Origin of the sequence: Conexibacter woesei Iso977N (genome assembly GCF_000424625.1) — a bacterium.
GTDB lineage: Bacteria > Actinomycetota > Thermoleophilia > Solirubrobacterales > Solirubrobacteraceae > Baekduia > Baekduia woesei_A.
Genome location: NZ_AUKG01000002.1, coordinates 527721 through 546290, shown reverse-complemented (window position 1 = coordinate 546290; position 18570 = coordinate 527721). Strand labels below are relative to the sequence as shown.

18 protein-coding genes are annotated in these 18570 nt (G+C 72.7%); 5 read left to right on the top strand and 13 right to left on the bottom strand.

The annotated features are described in order from the left end of the window. Positions 1-6: 6 nt before the first annotated feature. A complete protein-coding gene (locus H030_RS0114900; RefSeq protein ID WP_027006689.1) occupies positions 7-417 on the bottom strand; it encodes a 23S rRNA (pseudouridine(1915)-N(3))-methyltransferase RlmH in 411 nt (136 codons plus the stop codon). 107 nt (positions 418-524) lie between these two features. Here H030_RS0114900 and H030_RS0114895 point away from each other — a divergent pair, with 107 nt between their 5' ends. The 3 genes from H030_RS0114895 to H030_RS32400 are packed head-to-tail and all read left to right on the top strand — an operon-like array spanning position 525 to position 3105. Next, positions 525-1256 carry a metallophosphoesterase family protein gene (locus H030_RS0114895; protein WP_027006688.1) on the top strand — a complete coding sequence of 244 codons (732 nt, stop codon included), beginning with the start codon at positions 525-527 and terminating at the stop codon, positions 1254-1256. A gap of 2 nt (positions 1257-1258) precedes the next feature. Continuing rightward, the gene (locus H030_RS37180) at positions 1259-1852 is read left to right on the top strand and encodes a hypothetical protein (protein WP_051222764.1); all 594 of its coding nucleotides are present in this window, start codon (positions 1259-1261) and stop codon (positions 1850-1852) included. Continuing rightward, positions 1849-3105, top strand: coding sequence for a protein kinase domain-containing protein (locus tag H030_RS32400; protein ID WP_051222762.1), 1257 nt, complete (start codon positions 1849-1851; stop codon positions 3103-3105). Before H030_RS37180 ends, H030_RS32400 begins: the two co-directional genes overlap by 4 nt. Before the next feature lie 28 nt (positions 3106-3133). Here the strand turns inward: H030_RS32400 and H030_RS0114880 are convergent, their stop codons facing one another. From H030_RS0114880 to H030_RS32385, 5 genes are all read right to left on the bottom strand, one after another. Further along, on the bottom strand, positions 3134-3610 hold the full coding sequence (locus tag H030_RS0114880) for a hypothetical protein (RefSeq protein WP_027006687.1): 477 nt from the start codon (positions 3608-3610) through the stop codon (positions 3134-3136). Positions 3611-3676: 66 nt separating this feature from the next. Continuing rightward, positions 3677-4918 carry a cytochrome d ubiquinol oxidase subunit II gene (locus H030_RS32395; RefSeq protein WP_051222760.1) on the bottom strand — a complete coding sequence of 414 codons (1242 nt, stop codon included), beginning with the start codon at positions 4916-4918 and terminating at the stop codon, positions 3677-3679. Further along, on the bottom strand, positions 4915-6267 hold the full coding sequence (locus H030_RS0114870; protein ID WP_035127738.1) for a cytochrome ubiquinol oxidase subunit I: 1353 nt from the start codon (positions 6265-6267) through the stop codon (positions 4915-4917). Before H030_RS0114870 ends, H030_RS32395 begins: the two co-directional genes overlap by 4 nt. A gap of 72 nt (positions 6268-6339) precedes the next feature. After that, the gene (gene tgt / locus H030_RS32390) at positions 6340-7539 is read right to left on the bottom strand and encodes a tRNA guanosine(34) transglycosylase Tgt (protein WP_035127735.1); all 1200 of its coding nucleotides are present in this window, start codon (positions 7537-7539) and stop codon (positions 6340-6342) included. Positions 7540-7593: 54 nt separating this feature from the next. After that, positions 7594-8034, bottom strand: coding sequence for an Hsp20/alpha crystallin family protein (locus tag H030_RS32385; RefSeq protein ID WP_051222758.1), 441 nt, complete (start codon positions 8032-8034; stop codon positions 7594-7596). Positions 8035-8133: 99 nt separating this feature from the next. Here H030_RS32385 and H030_RS0114855 point away from each other — a divergent pair, with 99 nt between their 5' ends. Together H030_RS0114855 and H030_RS37175 are read left to right on the top strand one after the other, a co-directional pair. Then, complete coding sequence (locus tag H030_RS0114855) at positions 8134-9084, top strand: aldo/keto reductase (protein ID WP_027006685.1); 951 nt, start codon at positions 8134-8136, stop codon at positions 9082-9084. A 3-nt stretch (positions 9085-9087) separates the two neighbouring features. Continuing rightward, positions 9088-10005, top strand: coding sequence for an NAD(+)/NADH kinase (locus tag H030_RS37175; protein ID WP_051222755.1), 918 nt, complete (start codon positions 9088-9090; stop codon positions 10003-10005). Here H030_RS37175 and H030_RS0114845 read toward each other — a convergent pair. The 7 genes from H030_RS0114845 to gpmI form a co-directional block, all read right to left on the bottom strand. Beyond that, positions 9985-11007 carry a substrate-binding domain-containing protein gene (locus H030_RS0114845; protein ID WP_155892061.1) on the bottom strand — a complete coding sequence of 341 codons (1023 nt, stop codon included), beginning with the start codon at positions 11005-11007 and terminating at the stop codon, positions 9985-9987. The genes H030_RS37175 and H030_RS0114845 overlap by 21 nt on opposite strands. Then, a complete protein-coding gene (locus H030_RS37170) occupies positions 11004-12584 on the bottom strand; it encodes a sensor histidine kinase (RefSeq protein WP_051222752.1) in 1581 nt (526 codons plus the stop codon). Before H030_RS37170 ends, H030_RS0114845 begins: the two co-directional genes overlap by 4 nt. Next, complete coding sequence (locus H030_RS0114835; RefSeq protein ID WP_027006683.1) at positions 12581-13312, bottom strand: hypothetical protein; 732 nt, start codon at positions 13310-13312, stop codon at positions 12581-12583. The genes H030_RS37170 and H030_RS0114835 overlap by 4 nt, the downstream gene beginning before the upstream one ends. A 52-nt stretch (positions 13313-13364) precedes the next feature. Continuing rightward, a complete protein-coding gene (locus H030_RS32365; protein ID WP_051223352.1) occupies positions 13365-13877 on the bottom strand; it encodes a MarR family winged helix-turn-helix transcriptional regulator in 513 nt (170 codons plus the stop codon). Between the two features lie 67 nt (positions 13878-13944). Then, entirely contained in the window at positions 13945-14346 is a 402-nt protein-coding gene (locus tag H030_RS0114825; RefSeq protein WP_027006682.1) for a nitroreductase family deazaflavin-dependent oxidoreductase, read from the bottom strand. 10 nt (positions 14347-14356) lie between these two features. Beyond that, a complete protein-coding gene (locus H030_RS32360; protein ID WP_051222750.1) occupies positions 14357-17029 on the bottom strand; it encodes a response regulator in 2673 nt (890 codons plus the stop codon). 43 nt (positions 17030-17072) lie between these two features. Continuing rightward, a complete protein-coding gene (gpmI, locus tag H030_RS0114815; protein WP_027006681.1) occupies positions 17073-18569 on the bottom strand; it encodes a 2,3-bisphosphoglycerate-independent phosphoglycerate mutase in 1497 nt (498 codons plus the stop codon). Between the last annotated feature and the right edge of the window lies 1 nt (position 18570).

The following is an 18570-nucleotide window of genomic DNA, read 5'->3' as shown; positions in this document are numbered from 1 at the left end:
GAGAACCTAGTAGTGGTACGGCTCGTTGGCGAGGATCTTGTGCGCGCGGTAGACCTGCTCGAGCAGCACGACGCGCGCCAGCTGGTGGGGCAGCGTCATCGGGCCGAACGAGAGCCTGTGGTCGACGCGCTCCAGCTCGACCCCGCCGAACGCCCCGCCGATCACGAACCACACGTCGCGCCCCTCCATCCGCCGCTGCTCCATCCAGCGCGAGAACGCGACCGAGTCCATCATGTCGCCCCGGGAATCCAGCAGCGAGACGTACGCCCGCTCCGGGATCCGCTTGGCGACCTGCTCGTCGTCGCGCACCTCGACGACCTCGACGCGCGCCTGACCGCCCAGCAGCTTGCGGTAGTGCTGGACGTCGTCCGCGTACGGAGGCTTGATGCGGCCCACGGCGAGCACGACGATCTTCATCTGCAGGGGATCCTCGCACGGCGGCCTGCGCTGGCGCGGGGCCGCTCGCGATAGCCTGACCCGCTGGGTCTTCGGCGCCGACGGGCTGGGCGGGCGGGTCCATTTCCATGCGCATCGCCGTCCTCTCCGACATCCACGGCAACCTTCACGCCCTCGACGCGGTCCTAGCCGACGTGGAGCGCGAGGACGTGCACGAGATCTGGTGCCTGGGCGACATCGTCGGCTACGGCGCCGACCCCAACGACTGCTGCGCGCGGATCCGCGAGAACGCGGACGCCGTGCTGTGCGGCAACCACGACCTCGCGGTGACCGGCGAGCTGTCGCTGGAGGAGTTCTCGCGCGGCGCGGCGATCGCGGCGCGCTGGACCCAGGAGGTCCTGCATCCCGACCACGCCGCCTGGCTGCGCTCGCTGGCGCCGTCGGGCGAGGCGCGCGGCGTCGGCCTGTTCCACGGTTCGCCGCGCGACCCGGTCTGGGAGTACGTCCTGTCCTCGCTGCTGGCCGAGCTGTGCTTCGACCAGATGGAGCAGCGGATCGGCTTCGTCGGCCACTCGCACGTCGCGCTGTCGTTCGTCCGGCCCGAGGGCGACCCCGCGACCGGCGAGCCGCGCCGCGGCGGCGACGCCGTCGACCTCAGCGCCGGCGAGTGGATCCTGAACCCCGGATCGGTCGGCCAGCCGCGCGACAACGACCCGCGCGCCGCGTGGCTGCTGCTCGACACCGAGCTGGAGCGCGCGCAGTGGCGGCGCACCGAGTACGACATCTCCGGCGCCCAGGCCGCGATCCGCAACGCCCGGCTACCTGCCTCGCTGGCCGAGCGGCTTGGGTACGGTCAATAGGCGTGGAACGCCGCCTCCACCACCTCCTCGCGCTCGTCTGCGTGCTCGCGCTGGCCGCCCTCGTGGCGTCCGGCTGCGGCGGCGACCGCTCGAACCTGATCCCCAGCCAGCGCGCGCAGGACCTCACCTCGCAGCTCGACGCGCTGCAGGAGCAGATCGCGGCCGGGAAGTGCGACGGCCTCGCCGCGAAGGTCGACACCTTCCACGACGACGCGACGTCGCTGACCAAGCCGGTCGACTCGCGCCTGCGCAGGCGGATCAACGACGGCGTCACCTCACTGAGGAAGAACGCGTTGACGACGTGCAGGAACGTCGCCGCCCGGCTCGCCGCCGAGCAGCAGGACCAGACGCAGACCGACACGACGCCGACCGACACCACGCCGACCGAGACCGACACGACGCCCACGACGACGACGCCGACCACCACGACGCCGACGACGCCCACGCCCACGACCCCGACGGAGCCGACGACCGGCACGCCGCCGGACACCGGCGGCGGGACCGAGGGGCCGTCGGACACGACGCCGGGCGGCACGAGCAGCGGCGACGGCATCTCGGGCGGCAACGGCGGCACCGGCGACGGGGGCACGGGATGAGCGGCGGCACGATCGCCGGCCGCTACGAGCTGGGCGAGCGCCTCGGCCTCGGGGGCATGTCCACGGTCGTGGTCGCCTTCGACACGCGCCTGGAGCGCTACGTCGCGGTCAAGCTCCTGGCCGAGCACCTCGCCGACGACCAGCAGTTCGTCGCGCGCTTCCGCCGCGAGGCGATGGCCGCCGCGCGGATGGTCCACCCCAACATCGTCCAGGTCTACGACTTCGGGCTCGACGACCAGACCGGCCGCCACTACATCGTGATGGAGCGGATCGTCGGCCCGTCCGGCGCGCAGATCCTCAAGGACCGCGGGCGGCTGCCGGTCGACGAGGCCGTCGACTGGATCGCCCAGGCCTGCCGCGGGCTGGAGTACGCGCACCGCAACGGGCTCGTGCATCGCGACGTCAAGCCCGGCAACCTGCTGCTGAGCGAGGCCGACGGGACGATCAAGCTCGCCGACTTCGGGATCGCCAAGATCGCCTCCGACGAGTCGTCGATCACCCAGGTCGGCTCGGTCCTGGGCACCGCGGCCTACCTCGCGCCCGAGCAGGCGGCGGGCGAGGAGGCCGGGCCGGCCGCCGACCTCTACGGGCTCGGCGTCGTCGCCTACCAGCTGCTGTCGGGCCGCCTGCCCTACGAGGCGCAGTCGCTGACCGAGCTGGCGCTCAAGCAGCAGCGCGAGGTCCCGCGGTCGCTGCACCAGCTCGACCCCGCGATCCCGGGCGCGCTGAGCGTCGCGGTCGAGCGCGCGCTGGCGCTGAACCCCAAGCAGCGCTACGGCGGCAGCGCGGACACGATGCGCACCGCGGTCCTGGACGGCGCCCGCGGCATCGGTCCCGACGAGGACGCCACGCAGGTCGTCGGCGGCTGGGACGACGACGCCACGACGGTCTTCGCCGGAGAGCCCGGAACCGCGCCGCTGGTCGTCCCGCGCGAGCCGCGCGCGCCCCGCCGCGCCGCGCCGCCGGTCGCCGCCCCCGCCGCGGGGCGCGAGTCACCGCGTGCGCGCGCCGAGCGCAGCGCCGCCGCCCAGCAGGCCGCGGCGCAACAGCGCCAGGGCAGGAGGAAGCGCGGCGCGTTCCGGCGCTTCGTGACGTTCGTGCTGCTGATCGCGGTCCTGGCCGCCGTCGGCGCCGCCGCCTACGTCGCGACGTCGCAGAAGGACAACTCGGTCCACCTGCGCCAGGTCGTCCACGACGACGCCGACCAGGTGATCAGCGACCTCAAGCAGCTGATCCAGGACAACACGCGCTAGCCGCGCGTGGCGTCCGGACCGCGCGGGCTCAGCCCGTGGTGTCGCTGTAGCCGGGGCCCGTCAGCGACGCGCAGTTGCCGACGTTGAGGTCGACGGCGATGTCGGAGAACTTCTGGATGCTCTTCGCCGCCGTGTAGAGCGCGTGCTCGACGGCCTTGGTGTGACCGGCCCTGGCCTGCGGGATGACCGTCGCGGAGGACGAGCGCGCCGTGTGCATCGCGGCGAGCATCGACTTGTAGCGCTTGGCCGCGTAGCCCGGGGCCTTGACCTTGTCCAGGCGACCCGCGGTGCGATCCGCGATCTTGTCCCAGGCGCGCAGCGTCTTGGCCGTCGAGGCGTCGGCGCCGCCGGTCGAGAGGTTGTCGATCTGGGTGACCGCGGTGCCGCAGATCCCGTTGACCTTCTGGACGAAGCCGCCCGCGTCGGTCTTCGCGCCGGCCAGCGGCACGGGCAACGCGGCGGCGCTGACAGCGGTGATGGCGAGGACGGTGGCGATCCGGTTCATCTCACCAGCTTGCTCGGCCTCCCAGCACCCGTTCTTGAGGTGCGTTGAGCGGTTCTGGACGCGGAGTCAGGTGTCGCCGAGCAGGTCCCGCGGCAGCACGGCGACGAACCCGAGCACGACGAAGCCGACCAGCGCGAGCACGCCGACGACGTGCGCCCAGCCGGGGTTCAGGACGGTCAGGAAGCCGAAGCCCGCGACCAGGCAGGCGAGCGCGGCGCGGCCGAGCAGGCCCTGCGTGGTCGCGGCGACCAGCGCGCGGGCGGGCGGCGGGGCGTCCGGCGCGGACGCGGTCTCGTGGTCGCCGTAGCCGTGGCGCAGCGTCCCGACGAGCGTCAGCCGGAACAGCAGCGCCAGCGACGGGAACACGATCAGCCCGCCGGCGATCACCGCGATCGTCACCGCGACGAGCGTGTCGTGCGGCGCCGCGGCCTGGTGGATCGTCAGGCCCGGCAGCAGGACCGGCTTCTGCGCCAGCGCCCAGCCGACGACGATCGCCGCGACCGCCAGCGCCGCGCTGTAGCGCGCGGGCTCGTAGCGGCGCCGGACGACGAGCGCGAGCGTGCCGGCGCCCGCGAGCGCCGAGACGATCAGGGCCGGGAGGCCGTCGCCCTGCGTGAGCCCGTGGTAGATCCGGTGCGCGTCGTGGTGGATGACGACGAGGCCGGCGGCGGCCAGCGCGCCCGCCAGGACGCCCGCGCCGAGCGCACGGCGCCGGAACGCCTCCGCCAGCTCGGCGCGCCCGAGGCCGGTCGCGTCCGCGCACAGGTACACGGCCGCGAGGTAGGCGGCGGTCGCCACCGCGATCGCGCCGGTGACGATCGACGTCGGGTTCAGCCACGAGGTCAACAGGTCGCCGTGCGCGTTGCCGACCGGCACGCGGCCGGACGCGACGCCGCCGATCGCGGCGGCCAGCGCGAACGGGGTCAGGACCGAGGAGATCGCCGACGCCGTGTCGATCCGGGCCTGCTCGTGCAGCGACCGCGCGCCCGAGCGCAGCGCGTAGGCCGCGCCCCGGACGACGATCCCGAGGCCCGCGATGAACAGCGCGACGCAGAGCGTGGACGCGATCGAGCCGAACGCGGTCGGGTAGCTCGTCCACATCACGGTCAGGACGAAGATCAACCACACGTGGTTGGCCTCCCAGACCGGCGCCATCGCGTCGTGGGCGAGGTCGCGCAGGTGCTCGCCGTCGTCGTCGTGCCTGGCGGTCACCTGCCAGATCGCGGCGCCGAAGTCCGGGCCCGCGAGCACCACGTAGGCGACGAGGCCCGCGAGGATGAAGAGGATCGGGACGTCCTGGAGCGTCATGCCGTCACCTCCGAGTTGGCGAGGCGGCGCAGGATCCAGACGACCGCGGCGCCGACGCCGACGTACACGATGACGAGCGCCGCGTAGCCCCACGGGATCGGGCCCGCGCCGGTGACGGCCTGCTCGGTGCGCATGAAGCCGTAGACGACCCACGGCTGGCGGCCGACCTCGGTCGTCACCCAGCCCGCGATCAGCGCAACGACGCTGAGCGGTCCGGCGAGCACGAGCGCTCGGTAGAACCACACGGTCTCCGGCAGGCGCCTCCACCGCAGCCGCACGAACAGGTAGAAGAGCCCGAGGAACGCGAGCAGCGTCCCGATCCCGACCATCGTCTGGAACGCATAGCGCACGACGTTGACCGGCGGGCGGTCGGCGGCCGGGACCGCGTCCAGGCCCTGGACCTTCGCGTTGAAGTCGTGGAAGGCCAGGAACGACAGGGCCCTGGGGACCTTCACGCCGTAGCGGACGTCGTCGCGGTCGCTGTCGAACCAGCCGAGGACGTGGACGGGCGCGCCCCTCTGCGTCGCCCCCAGCCCCTCGAGCGCGGCGAGCTTGACCGGCTGGTACCTGGCGACGTCGCGCGCCGCCCAGTCGCCGACCAGGATCTGGACCGGCGCGGCGAGCGCGGCGACGGTCAGTGGGATCGCCAGCGCGGCGTGCGTGTAGCGCGTGCGGTCCCCGCGCATCCACGCGAAGCCGTAGCAGGCGGCGAGCACGAAGCCGGTGACGATGTAGCCCGCGATGTACATGTGGACGAGCTCGTGCCAGAAGTACACGTTGTCGAACAGCGCGTGCCACGGGTGGACGTCGACCGCCCTGCCTGCGACGAGCCGGAAGCCGCTCGGGTGGTTCATCCAGGCGTTGACGGCGATCACCATGAACGAGCCGGTGAAGCCGGTCAGGACGACCGGGACCAGCGACCACATGTGCGCGCGCGGCGACAGGCGGTCCCAGCCGTAGACGTAGATGCCGAGGAAGATCGCCTCGACGAAGAACGAGAAGCCCTCGATCGCGAAGCCGAGGCCGAAGACGCTGCCGAACGTCGCGGTGAACGACGGCCAGAGCAGGCCCATCTCGAAGCTCAGGATCGTCCCGGTGATGACGCCGATCGCGAACAGCGCGACCATGATCCGGCTCCAGCGCTTGGCCAGCCGCCGCAGCTCGGGGTCGCCGGTGCGGTGGCTGAGCCACTCCGTGAACAGCACGAGCGCCGGGAACGCGGTCCCGAAGCAGACCAGCGGGATGTGGACGGCGAACGACAGCGCCTGCATCTGGCGCGCGCTGTCGAGGTGCTGCTGCTCGCCGGGCGCGAGGACGGCGAGGATCGAGTGCGCGACGGCGGCGGTCACGCCCTCGATGCTGTCACTCGCTAGGGCGCGATGCCACCTCTGATCGCGGCCCGCACTCCGCCGATCGCCCCGCTACGGAGCGAGCCCGCCACGGAGCGCGGCGGCCTCCTTGGCGAGACGGCCTTGGATGATCGCGTCGCGCAGTCTGGTCATCGTGCGGCGGACGAACGCGAGGTTGTGGACGACGAGCAGGCGCAGGCCGGTCAGCTCGCGGTTGTTGACCAGGTAGCGCAGGTAGCCGCGGGTGTAGCCGTAGGAGCACGTCGGGCAGGGGCAGCCCTCGTAGATCGGCTCGTCGGAGTCCTTGAAGCGACCGGCGGTGAGGTCGACGCGCCAGCGCTTGTCGGGCTCCGGGACCAGCGCGACGCCGTGGCGGCCGAGGCGCGTCGGCATCGCGCAGTCGAAGGTGTCGATGCCCAGCTCGACGCCGCGGACGAGGTCGTCGATGTCGCCGATGCCGAGCAGGTGGCGCGGCGGGGCCTCGGGCAGGACGCTCGTCGCCATCTCCACCACCTCGTACATCTGCGGCTTGTCGGCGCCGAGCGAGCCGCCGATCGCGATCCCGTCGACTCTGCTGGCCCCGATCGTCTCCGCCGACTCCTTGCGCAGGTCCTCGTAGACGCCGCCCTGGACGATCCCGTAGACGAGCTGGCCCTCGGGGCCGTTGGCCTCGTGCCAGTCCAGGCAGCGCTCAAGCCAGCGGTGGGTGCGCTCGGTCGAGCGCGCCGTGTAGTCCTTGGAGACGTTGAACGGCGTGCACTCGTCGAAGACGAGCGCGATGTCGGAGCCGAGCTTGGCCTGGATCTCCATGCTCGTCTCGGGCGCCAGGAACTTCTCGGAGCCGTCGATGTGCGAGCGGAAGCGGACGCCCTCCTCGGTGATCCCGAGCGTCTTGCCGTGGCGGGCGCCGCCGTGCGCGGCGCGGCCCTTGATCTCGTCGGCGACGGTCCCGTGGCCCATCGAGAAGACCTGGAAGCCGCCGGAGTCCGTGATGATCGGGTGCTCCCAGCGCATGAAGTCGTGGAGGCCGCCGAGGCCGGCGATGCGCTCGTGCCCGGGCTCCAGGAACAGGTGATAGGTGTTGCCCAGGACCATGTCGTAGCCGAGGTCGCGGACCTCGTTGGGCGTCAGGCCCTTGACGGTGGCCTTGGTGGCCAGCGGGACGAACGCGGGCGTGCGGACCTCGCCGTGGGCGGTGCGCAGGACCCCGGCGCGGGCGAGCGAGCCGGGGTCGCGGGCGAGGATGTCGAGGGGTGATTGCGCGGAAGCCATCGGCGCCCCAACCTAGCGGGCGCCGATGGTCCCGCTCCCCATGACCTGAGGTGGTTACGAGGTCGCGGCCTGCTCGGCGGCGGTGTCCTCGATGTCGGTGCCGACGGTGATCTGGACCTTGTGCGGCTGGCGCGAGGCGGGCTTGGGGACGACGACCTCGAGCACGCCCTTGTCGAACGTCGCGGCGATCTTGTCGCCCTCGACGCCCTCGGGCAGCGTGAACGCGCGGCGGAACGAGCCGCTGGAGCGCTCGACGCGGACCCAGCCGTCCTTCGTCGTCTCGGACTCGTGCGTGCGCGAGCCGGAGAGCGTCAGGACGCGGCCCTCGAGCGAGAGGTCGACGTCGTCCCGGTCAAGACCCGGGAGGTCGGCGTGGATGACGTAGGCGTCGTCGCGCTCGGCGACGTCGATGGCCGGCACGAAGCGGCGGCGGTTGCTGGTGGCGGGCGCGGTGGCCGTCGCGCCGCCGAAGGGCTCCCAACGGATCAGGGCCATGGTGTTCTCCTCAGGGTGGGAAGGTTCTTAGCTGGTATGAATTTTAGCAGAAGATCTCAGTCCGTTCATATGAGATCTGCATTTCGGTAGCGTCAGCTCATGCCCCAGCTCGGAACCAGCGGACTCGACGTCAGCACCCTCTGCCTCGGCACCAACGTCTTCGGGTGGACGGCCGACGAGGCCGCGTCCCACGATGTCCTCGACGCCTACGTCGGGGGTGGCGGGAACTTCTTCGACACCGCCGACGTGTATTCCGCCTGGGTGCCCGGCAATGACGGCGGCGACTCGGAGGCGATCATCGGGTCGTGGCTGGCCAGGAACGCCGCCAGGCGCGACGATCTGGTCGTGGCCACGAAGGTCTCGCAGCTCGCGCCGAACAAGGGCCTCGGGCGCGACGCGATCCTGGCCGGCGCCGAGGCGTCGCTGGCGCGCCTGCAGACCGACCGCATCGACCTCTACTGGGCGCACTACGACGATCCGGAGACCGATCTGGAGGAGACGCTGTCGGCCTTCGGCGAGCTGATCGACGCCGGCAAGGTCCGGGCGATCGGCGCCTCGAACTACAGCGCCGCCCGGCTCGCCGAGGCGCTGGCGCTGAGCGACCGCAAGGGCCTGCCGAAGTACGTCGCGCTGCAGCCGCACTACAACCTCGTCGACCGTGACGACTACGAGGCGACGCTCGCGCCGGTCGTCGCCGAGCACGACATCGCGGTCGTCCCGTATTACGGGCTGGCGATGGGCTTCCTGACCGGCAAGTACCGCCCGGGCGGCGACGCGGTCGACTCGCCGCGCGCGGGGAGCGCCGCGAAGTACCTGGAGCGGCCGGACGCCGTCGCGGCGCTGGAGGCGGCCGAGGCGATCGCGAACACCCGCGGGGTCTCGATCGCCACGGTCGCGCTGGCGTGGCTGGCCGCGCAGCCGCACGTCGCCTCCCCCATCGCCTCGGCGCGCACGGTCGACCAGCTCGCCGACCTGCTGCCGGTCAACGCGCTGTCGCTGACCGACACCGAGCTCGCGCAGCTGTCGTCGGCCACCGCGGACGCCGCCTAGCTCATGTTCGACAGCGGGCCGATCCGGCGCATCGGGCTGGTCGTCCATCCGAGCCGGCCGCTGGTCGGCGCGCTCGACGAGCTGAGGCGCTGGGCCGTGGCGCACGACGCCGAGCTGGTCCAGGTCCCGGCCCACGGCCAGGAGCGCGAGGTCGCGCCGCCCGGCGACCCCGCGGACTGCGACGTGATCGCCGCGCTCGGCGGCGACGGCACGACGCTGGCCGCGCTGCACGCGGCGGCGGCCGTCGGCAAGCCGGTCCTGGGCGTGGCCTGCGGGTCGCTCGGCGCGCTGACCGCGACCCACGCGGACGACCTCTACGACGCGCTGGACCGGATGGTCGCCGGCGACTGGTCCCGCCGCGACCTGCCCGGAGTAGGTGTAGGAGTCGACGGCAACGACCCGCACATCGCGATCAACGACCTCGTCGTCGTGCGCAAGGGCGCCAACCAGGTGACGGTCGACGTCTACGTAGACGACGACCTCTACGTCCGCTTCGCGGGCGACGGCGTGATCCTGGCGACGCCGCTGGGCAGCAGCGCCTACACGATGGCCGCGGGCGGGCCGATCCTCGCCGCCGGGACCGAGGCGATCGTCGTGACGCCCGTCGCCGCGCACGGCGGCTCGACGCCGCCGCTCGTCGTCGGCGCGAACTCGTGCGTGCGGCTCGCGGTCGACGGCGGCTACGCGGGCGCGCGGATCGAGTTCGACGGCCACATCAAGGACTTCGACCCCCACTCGATCACCACGACCTGGTGCCCGTCGTTCGCGACCCTCGTCCGCTTCGACGGCGCCGAGTCCGCCCTCGCCGGCCTCCGCCGCCGAGCGATCATCACCGACAGCCCCCGCGTCCTCGCGCGGGACGCGCGCGCCGAGGCTGCGCACGAGATCGAGGCCGCCGCGTCAGCGGATAGAGCGAGCTGACAGCGCGATCGCCTTCGCGGCGTTGGCCGGCGTCACGAAGTTCGGGCCGGTTGGGATCACGTCGCCTTGGGCCGGGAAGAGGCCGTAGCGGGCGCGTTCGGTGAGCAGGACGACCGGGAGGTAGCCCTGGAGGTAGGCCTGCTGGTCGACGGCGAAGGCGATCCGGCCGGCCTTGACCGCCCTGAGGACGTCCGGGCCGAGGTCGAAGGTCGCGACGGTGACCCTGGAGGACCGCGGCAGCGCCTTGGCGGCGGCGACGCCGGACGTCGAGTTCATCGCCAGCACGGCGTCGGCGTGCTCCTTCCTGACGGCGGTGGCGATCGCCTGCGGCGCGCCCGGGTCCTGGTCGTCGATCCGGACGACCGTCGACCTGCCGCCCGCCGCGCGCATCGCGCGGGCCAGGCCGCGGCAGCGCTCGTCCAACCCCTGGTTGTCGATCGCCAGGTTGATGCACAACGGGCGACGGGCGCCGAGCGCGGCGAGGCGCCGGCCGGCCTTGAACCCGGCGTCGCCCTCCGGCTGGCCGACGTGGGCCAGGACGCCCAGCTGCTTGTACATGTCGCTGCCCGAGTTGATGGTGACGGTCGGGATCCCGGCCCTGACCGCGCGCTTGATCGCGGGCGCGAGCCCCGGCTCGGGGAGCGAGACGACGAGGCCGTCGGGCCTGGTCGCAACAGCCTGATCGATCAGGCGCTCCATATGCTCCAGGCTGTAGACGTCCGGCGCCCTGTAGGAGATCACCGCGCCCACCTGGCGCCCGGCCGCGTCGACGCCGTTGCGCACGATCGCCCAGAACGGGCTCGCCGCCTGGCCGTGCGTGACGACCGCGATCCGGACCGCCCGCGCGCCGCCGGGCATGTCGGGCGAGCCCGCCTCCGCCCCGCCCGGGACCGTCGCGCCGCTGCCGGCGACCGTCACCGGGCCCTCGGTGACGACGGTCTTCGACCCGCAGCCCGCCGCGAGCGCCGCAACCAACATCATCAACAACGCCCACCGTCTCACGTCTCGTCCTCCATCGGGTCGTCGGCGACCGGGATGCGGGCGCGCACGCGCGTGCCGCGCCCCGGCGGGCTGGCGATCTCCAGGGTCCCGTCGACCGCGGCGAGCCGGTCCCGCAGGCCGCGCAGGCCGGAACCGGCGGCCATGTCCACGCCGCCGATCCCGTCGTCGGAGACGTGCACGACGATCTCGCCGCCGGCGATCCTGACGTTGACGTCGGCGCCCGACGCCTTCGCGTACTTGGCGACGTTCGTCAGCGCCTCGGCGACGACGAAGTAGGCGGCCGCCTCGATCGGCTCGGCGTAGCGCTCCTCGACCTCGACCGCCGCCCGGACCTCGACCGGCGCGCGGTCGGCGAGCGCGTCGATCGCGGGCGCCAGGCCCTGGTCGCTGAGGATCGACGGGTGGATCCCGCGGGCCAGCTCGCGCAGCTCGGCCAGCGCGCTCGCCAGCCGCTGGCTGAGCCCGTCGACCACGCCGACGAGCTCCTCGTCGCCGCCCAGCTTCGCGCGCAGCAGGCGCAGCTCCAGCGCGAGCGCGACGAGCTGCTGCTGCGCGCCGTCGTGCAGGTCGCGCTCGATCCGCCGCCGCGCCGCGTCGGTCGCCTCGACGATCCGCAGGCGCGAGACGCGCAGCTCCTCCAGCCGCGCGCGCAGGTCGGCCTTCAGCCGCTCGTTGTCGATCGCCAGCTCCGCCGCGCTCGCCGCGGCCTGGACCAGCTCGCTCGACGTGTCCAGCGCGGCGTCGTGCACGATCGCCGCGACCGGCCGGCCCTCGCGCTCGACGGTCGTCCACGTCCGGCCCGACGCCGGGTGCGGCAGCTCGACGCGCCTGCCCGTCTCGTCCACGAACATCGCGCGGTCGGGCAGCCAGTAGGCGATCGCCACCGAGTGGTCGCCGAGCGACTCGGCCAGCAGCTCCCGGACCGGCGCGCCGACGACCGCGCGCGGCAGCATGATCCTGCGCGCCAGCGCGCTGTAGGGCGCGTAGAGCATGTCGAGCAGGCCGACCGCGACGACGACCGCCGCGACCGTCAACACCAACAACAGCAGCCCCGCCCCGACGCCGAAGCTCAGCGGCCCGACGTAGTCGGCGTCGCCGAGCCCGAACAGCGCCTCGGCGCAGAGCTTGCCGAGCCACGCGGCCAGGACGACCGGCGCGAACGCGGCGAGGCAGCCGGCCAGCGTCACGAGCGGCGCCAGCAGCAGCCGCAGGACCATCCGCCTCAGCGCGGCGTCGCGCAGCGTGTCCCGCGAGCGCCGCCAAAGGCTGCCCTGCGTGTGGCGGACCGCCATCGGGACCGGCGGGATGTGCGCGTCGACGAAGCGGTTGGCCGCGCGGCGCTCCAGCTGGACCACGCGGCGGCAGGCTTCCACCCCAACCTGCAGGACGGGCAGGCCGAGGCCGCCGAGCAGGCTCAGCAGCGCGCCGACCGCGACGAGCGACACGGACAACAACCCCAGGACCGACGTGACGATCGACGCGCCGACGAAGCCGGCGGTCCTGACCGCGCGCCCCCAGCGCTCCCGCAGCCCGGTGCCGCCGGCGCGGTCGGCGCGGCGCGCGGCGACCGCGCTCACGACGCGCTCCCGCCGAGCAGCGTGACCTTGCCGGACACGCTCAGCGCCTGGATCGCGAACGGGGCGCCCGCGTCGGCGGTCAGGCCGTTGATCCGCGGCGCGCCCGACGAGGTCGAGGCGTCGACCCGGTAGCGCCCGCCCGGCACGCGCGCGCTGATCGCGCCGGTCGTCGCGCGCAGCATCAGCTGCTGCGGCGGGCAGGACGCGGCGGCGGTGACGTTCCCGCCGCCGCTGGAGCGCGCCTCCAGCGAGAACCCGCAGAAGCCCTCGACGTCGACGTTCCCGCCGCGCGTCTCGATCCGCGCCGAGCCGCGGTAGTCGTGCAGCTGCACCGACCCCGAGGTCGTGGTGATCGCGACCGGGACGTTGTCGGGCACGATCAGCCGGTAGCGCACCGAGCAGCCGTGCAGGATCGTGTCGGGGCAGCGCGACACGACCCTGAAGGTCCCGTCGACCACCGACCGCGACACCGACGGCCCGTGCCCGAACCCGAAGCGGTCGACGTGGCTGACGGCGACCGCGGGCGCGCGCCCGCCGCCGACGACCTCGACGTCACCGGCGCCCACGTCCACCGACACGCCGGCCAGCGCGCCCCGGACCGAGTACGACACCGACCGCTCCTCCGACGAGGCCAGCGACCAGACGCCCAGCCCGATCGCGACGACGACCAGCAGCCCGGCGCACACTGCGACGAGCAGCCTCCAGGGCGAGAGCGGACCGGCAGCCATCCGCCGCCACTCTAAAGCGGTGAGCGCCCCGGATGTGGGCGGCTACGTGCCGCTAACAGCCGCAGTCGTCGTCGGCGCCCGCGGCACCGACCGCACCCGGGAGCACGCGCGCCCAGATGTCGCCGAGGACGTCCTGCTCCTCGGGGGACAGCTTGTCGAGGAACAGCGCCCGGACGTTCGCGAGATGGGTCTCGCGCGCCGCGTTGAGCTTCTCGTAGCCCGCGGGCGTCAGCTTCGCGAACGCGCCGCGCGCGTCGGACGCGCAGGACTCGCGGACGAGCAGCCCGTCGCGCTCGAGGCGGTCGACCAGCCGGGTCAGGCCCGAGCGGCTCAGGATGACCGACGACGCGAGGTCGCACATGCGCATCTTCTGCTCCTCGGCGTCGGCGAGGTACTTCAGCACCTCGTACGACGTGAGCGGCAGGTCGTGCTCGCGGTCGAGCTGGTTGTCGAGGGCCTTGGACAGCGTGGCGTGGACCCGGAGGAGCCCGCGCCAGGCGCGCAGCTCGCGATCGTCCAGGGCGCCACCGGCTGCGGCCGGGAGAGTCGTCGTGGTGGTGGACACGGCCACAGCATGGTTGCACGAACAACGGCACTCCGCCAGTCCGTGCAGCCCGCCTGCGTAGTTCGGGCTACTTGGGCTCCAGGACGACGACCGGGATCGGCCGGTCGGTCTTGGTCTGGTACTCGTCGTAGGCGGGCCAGTGGCCGGTCATGATCGACCACAGCTCGGCCTTCTCGGCGTCGGTCGCGTCGCGCGCGGTGACGTCGAGCTTGTCGCCCCAGACCTGGATCCTGACGTCCGGGTCCTTCTTGAGGTTGACGTACCAGGACGGCGGCTCCGGAGCGCCGCCCTTGGAGGCGACGACGAGGTAGTCGCCGTCGTGCTCGCCGTAGATCAGCGCGGACTTGCGCTCGGCGCCGGACTTCGCGCCGGTCGTGGTGAGGACGAGCGTCTGCGTCCCCTCCCAGTCGTGACCCTCCTGGCCGTCGGTGGCCTCGTAGCGCTCGATGTGCTCCTGACCGAAAAGCATGGCGCCAGTTCTACCCGACGCGGTCGCGCAGCGCACGTCGCGTGGCGATCCAGGCGCGCTCCAGCCGGTCGGCCGCGTCGCGGAGGTCGGAGCCGGGCGCCTGCTCCCGGCCGAGCGTCTCCAGCTCGTCGGCGAGGTCGTTGAGCTGCCCGGCGCCGACGGCCAGGCAGCCGCCCTTGAGGCGATGCGCGGCCGATGAGATCTCCGGATGGTCGTCGCCCTCGGCCGCGAGCACGATCCGCTCGATGATCGGCGGCGTGGAGTCGATGAACGCGGTCACGACCTCCCGGACCACGTCGGGCGAGAACTCGCGCGCGAGGTCGTCGAAGCGCTCGTCGTCGATCGTCGCGACGTCCTCGCTCGCGGGGCCGCCGCCGTTGCCGTTGCCGTTGCCGTGCCCGTTGCCGTTGCCGTTGACCGGCGCGCGCGACGGCAGCCAGCGCGCGAGCATCGTGTCGACCTCGTCGGGGCGCAGCGGCTTGGCGACGTAGTCGTCCATCCCCGCGGCCAGGCACTTGTCGCGGTCGCCCGCCATCGCGTGCGCGGTCATCGCGACGATCGGCAGCCGCGCCCCGCCGCCGCCCTCGCGCTCGCGGATCCGCTGCGTCGCGGCGTAGCCGTCGAGCTCCGGCATCTGGCAGTCCATGAACACCAGGTCGACCTCGCCCTCGCCCGCCAGCCGGACCGCCTCCAGCCCGGTCGCCGCGGCGACCGTCCGGTGCCCGCGCTTGGCCAGCAGCTTCTCCATCAGGATGCGGTTGACGTCGTGGTCCTCGGCGATGAGGATCAACGCGCCCTCCGCGGCGCTTCCGTTCCGTGCGTTCATCCGTGCGGCCTCCTCCTCGGCCTGGCGCTCCTGAGCGCGCGCCTGCTGCGCGCTGGGCGAGTGGTACATCGCCGAGGCGATCGCGTCGTACAGCCGCGACTGGCGCACCGGCTTGGTCAGGAACTCCGTCACGCCGACCTGCCTGGCGGCCGCGTGGCCGGTCCCGGACGAGGTCAGCATCACCATGCGCAGCGAGCGCAGCGCGGGCGACGCGGTGATCCGGCGCGCGAGCTCCACCCCGTCCATCCGGGGCATGTTGAAGTCCAACACGGCGACGTCGAACGGCTCGCCCTTGTCGGCGGCGCGCTGCAGGGCCTCCAGCGCGTCCTCGCCGTCCGGGCACGACGTGACGCGCATGCCCCAGGAGCCGAGGTAGGCCTCGAGGATCCGGCGGTTGGTCGCGGTGTCGTCGACGGCCATCACCTTCAGCCCGCGCAGCTCGATCTGCGGGCGCACCGTGACCGCGTCCTCGCCGTCGGCCTCCATGAACGGCAGGCAGAACGCGAACGTCGAGCCGGAGCCGACCTCGGACGCGACGGTGAGGTCGCCGCCCATCATGCGCGTCAGCTGGCGGCTGATCGCCAGGCCCAGGCCGGTGCCGCCGAAGCGGCGCGTGGTCGACGAGTCGGCCTGCTGGAAGGACTCGAACAGGCGCGCGAGGTCCCGCTCGGCGATGCCGATGCCGGTGTCGGCGACCTCGAAGCAGACCAGCGCCGCCCCGCCCTCGTCCTGGCCCTCGCAGGTGACCTCGACGCTGACCTCGCCCTCGGGCGTGAACTTGACGGCGTTGGAGAGCAGGTTGGTCAGCACCTGCGCGAGCCGGCCGCGGTCGCCGGTGACCGCGTGCGGGACCTCGTCGCCGAGGAAGACCGACAGCTCCAGGCCCTTGCCGTGCGCGGTCGCCGCGACGACGTCGGAGGTCGTCTCGACGACCTCGCGCAGGTCGAACGCGCGCTCCTCCAGCTCCAGGTGCCCGGCCTCGATCTTCGAGATGTCCAAGATGTCGTTGATGACGGCGAGCAGCTGCTCGCCGGACGCGCGCGCGGTCGCGGCGTACTCCTGCTGCTCGCCGTCGAGCTCGGTGTCGAGCAGCAGGTCGGTCATCCCGATCACGCCGTTGAGCGGCGTCCGGATCTCGTGGCTCATGTTGGCCAGGAACGTGGACTTGGTCCGCGACTGCTCCTCGGCCTGCGCCTTGCCGATCGCCGCGTCGGCCTCGCGCCGGATCCAGCGGACGTTGAAGAGCGCCAGCGCGATCAGGCCGCCGAGCGTGACGACGAGGCCGACGATGCCCCAGACCAGCGCCTTGGTCGACGCCGAGTCGGCGGCGTCGCCCTGCTCGTCGGCCTTGGCGAGCTGGATCGAGCGGAAGCTGTCGAACAGCCCGCGCAGCTCGTCGAGCTGGGCCTTGCCGTTGGCGATCTGCGCGCGGATGTCCCTCTGCGGCGTGTTGAGCGACAGCCCGGCGGCCATCGTCGCCCAGCCGGTCCGGTATCCCTCGAGCTTCTGGATCAGCTGCCTGATCCGCGTGTCCTGGGCGGGATCGGTGACCGCGTCCTCGATCTGCCGCTCCGTATCCGGAAGCTGCTGCTGAGCCTCGTTGTACGGTTGTAAGTACTCACTATCACCGGTGAGCAAGCGGCCGCGGACGCCGGTCTCCAGGTCGATGGTCAGCCGGTTCAGGCGCGACGCGAGCAGCGCGACGCGCTCGGCCGAGCGCGCGTGGTTGGCGTTGCTGTGCATGGACCTCACGCTCCCGAGCAGGAACGCGAAGACCACGACCACCAGCAACCCGACCGCGGCGAAGCCGGCCAGCGTCGGGCCGATCGGCCCCCTGCGATAAGCCCCCTTGCTCATCCCGCGGCGCAGTGTAATGCGACGCAGGATTTCTGAGCGTCAGCTAACCGACAAGCAAAGTGGTGCCGGTCATGGCGTCCGGCTGGGCGATGCCTAGGAGTTGGAGCAGGGTTGGCGAGACATCCGCAAGGATGCCACCCTCTCTGAGCGTCAAGGTCTCCACGGTGACGATGACCGGGACCGGGTTCAGCGAGTGCGCCGTGTCCGGAGAACCGTCGTCTTCGAGCATCTCGTCGGCGTTGCCGTGGTCGGCGGTGATGAGCAGCGCGCCGCCGGACTCCTGCACGGCGGCGACGACGTCGCCCAGGCAGGCGTCGACGGTCTCGACCGCCTTGACGGCCGCCGGGATCACGCCGGTGTGGCCGACCATGTCGGCGTTGGCGAAGTTGATGATCCCGAACGTCGGCTCGTCCTCGCGCCAGGCGGCGATGAACTTGTCGGCCGCCTCGCGGGCGCTCATCTCGGGCTTCTTGTCGTAGGTCGGGACGTCGCGCGGCGACGTCGCGAGCTCGCGGCGCTCGCCCGTCTCCGGGGCCTCCTCGCCGCCGCCGAAGAAGTACGTGACGTGCGGGTACTTCTCGGTCTCGGCGACGTGCAGCTGCTTGCCGCCGGCCTCGGCGATGACCTTCGTCATCGTCGTCGCGGGGCGCTGCGGCGGGAAAGCGACCGGGTAGGGCCAGCCCTCCTCGTACTCGGCCAAGGTGGTGTACAACGCGACCTTCGGGCCGAGCGCCTCGGTGATCTGGCGCATGCGGTCCGGGCGGAAGTTGAAGGCGATGACCGAGTCCTGCGGGCGGATCCGGGCCTCGTCGCCGACGGTCGTCGCCGCGACGAACTCGTCGCCGCGCTCGTCGCGCGCGTAGGAGTCGGTGACGGCCTGGACGGCGCTGCCCGTGTGGTGGGGCGAGACGCCGTCGAGCAGCAGGTCGACCGCGGCCTGGGTGCGCTCGGCGCGGCTGTCGCGGTCCATCGCGTAGTAGCGGCCGATGACGCTGCCGATGCGCGCGTTGCCGGCGGCGTCCGCCCACTCCTGGACCTGCTGGAGGTAGCGCTCGCCCCCGCGCGGGGACGTGTCGCGGCCGTCGGTGAACGCGTGGATGACGACGTCCCTGACGCCGCGCTCGCCGGCCAGGGCGATCAGCGCCTCGAGGTGCTTCCAGCCCGAGTGCACGCCGCCGTCGGACACGAGGCCGATCAGGTGGACGCGCTCGAACCGCTCCGGATCGGTCGCGGCCAGCAGCGCCTCGTTGTGGGCGAGCGTGCCCTCCTCGACCGCCTCGTCGATGCGCGTCAGGTCCTGCTTGACGACCGCGCCCGCGCCGAGGTTGAGGTGGCCGACCTCGCTGTTGCCCATCTGGCCCTCGGGCAGGCCGACGGCCTTGCCGCCGGCCGTCAGCTGCGTGTGCGGGTACTTCTCCCACAGCGCGTCGAAGACCGGCGTGTCGGCGAGGTCGACCGCGTTGCCCGGCCCGGGCGGAGCGATCCCCCAGCCGTCGAGGACGACCAGGACGACGCGCGGGACGGGCAACGTGTCGCTCATC

Excerpts from the sequence above, each read along its gene's own strand:
- H030_RS32360 (WP_051222750.1), bottom strand. The coding sequence starts at position 17,029 with ATGAGCAAGGGGGCTTATCGCAGGGGGCCGATCGGCCCGACGCTGGCC.
- H030_RS0114825 (WP_027006682.1), bottom strand. The coding sequence starts at position 14,346 with ATGCTTTTCGGTCAGGAGCACATCGAGCGCTACGAGGCCACCGACGGC.
- H030_RS0114855 (WP_027006685.1), top strand. The coding sequence starts at position 8,134 with ATGCCCCAGCTCGGAACCAGCGGACTCGACGTCAGCACCCTCTGCCTC.
- H030_RS0114900 (WP_027006689.1), bottom strand. The coding sequence starts at position 417 with ATGAAGATCGTCGTGCTCGCCGTGGGCCGCATCAAGCCTCCGTACGCG.
- H030_RS37175 (WP_051222755.1), top strand. The coding sequence starts at position 9,088 with ATGTTCGACAGCGGGCCGATCCGGCGCATCGGGCTGGTCGTCCATCCG.
- H030_RS32385 (WP_051222758.1), bottom strand. The coding sequence starts at position 8,034 with ATGGCCCTGATCCGTTGGGAGCCCTTCGGCGGCGCGACGGCCACCGCG.
- H030_RS32400 (WP_051222762.1), top strand. The coding sequence starts at position 1,849 with ATGAGCGGCGGCACGATCGCCGGCCGCTACGAGCTGGGCGAGCGCCTC.
- gpmI (WP_027006681.1), bottom strand. The coding sequence starts at position 18,569 with ATGAGCGACACGTTGCCCGTCCCGCGCGTCGTCCTGGTCGTCCTCGAC.
- H030_RS0114880 (WP_027006687.1), bottom strand. The coding sequence starts at position 3,610 with ATGAACCGGATCGCCACCGTCCTCGCCATCACCGCTGTCAGCGCCGCC.
- H030_RS32395 (WP_051222760.1), bottom strand. The coding sequence starts at position 4,918 with ATGACGCTCCAGGACGTCCCGATCCTCTTCATCCTCGCGGGCCTCGTC.
- tgt (WP_035127735.1), bottom strand. The coding sequence starts at position 7,539 with ATGGCTTCCGCGCAATCACCCCTCGACATCCTCGCCCGCGACCCCGGC.
- H030_RS0114835 (WP_027006683.1), bottom strand. The coding sequence starts at position 13,312 with ATGGCTGCCGGTCCGCTCTCGCCCTGGAGGCTGCTCGTCGCAGTGTGC.
- H030_RS0114895 (WP_027006688.1), top strand. The coding sequence starts at position 525 with ATGCGCATCGCCGTCCTCTCCGACATCCACGGCAACCTTCACGCCCTC.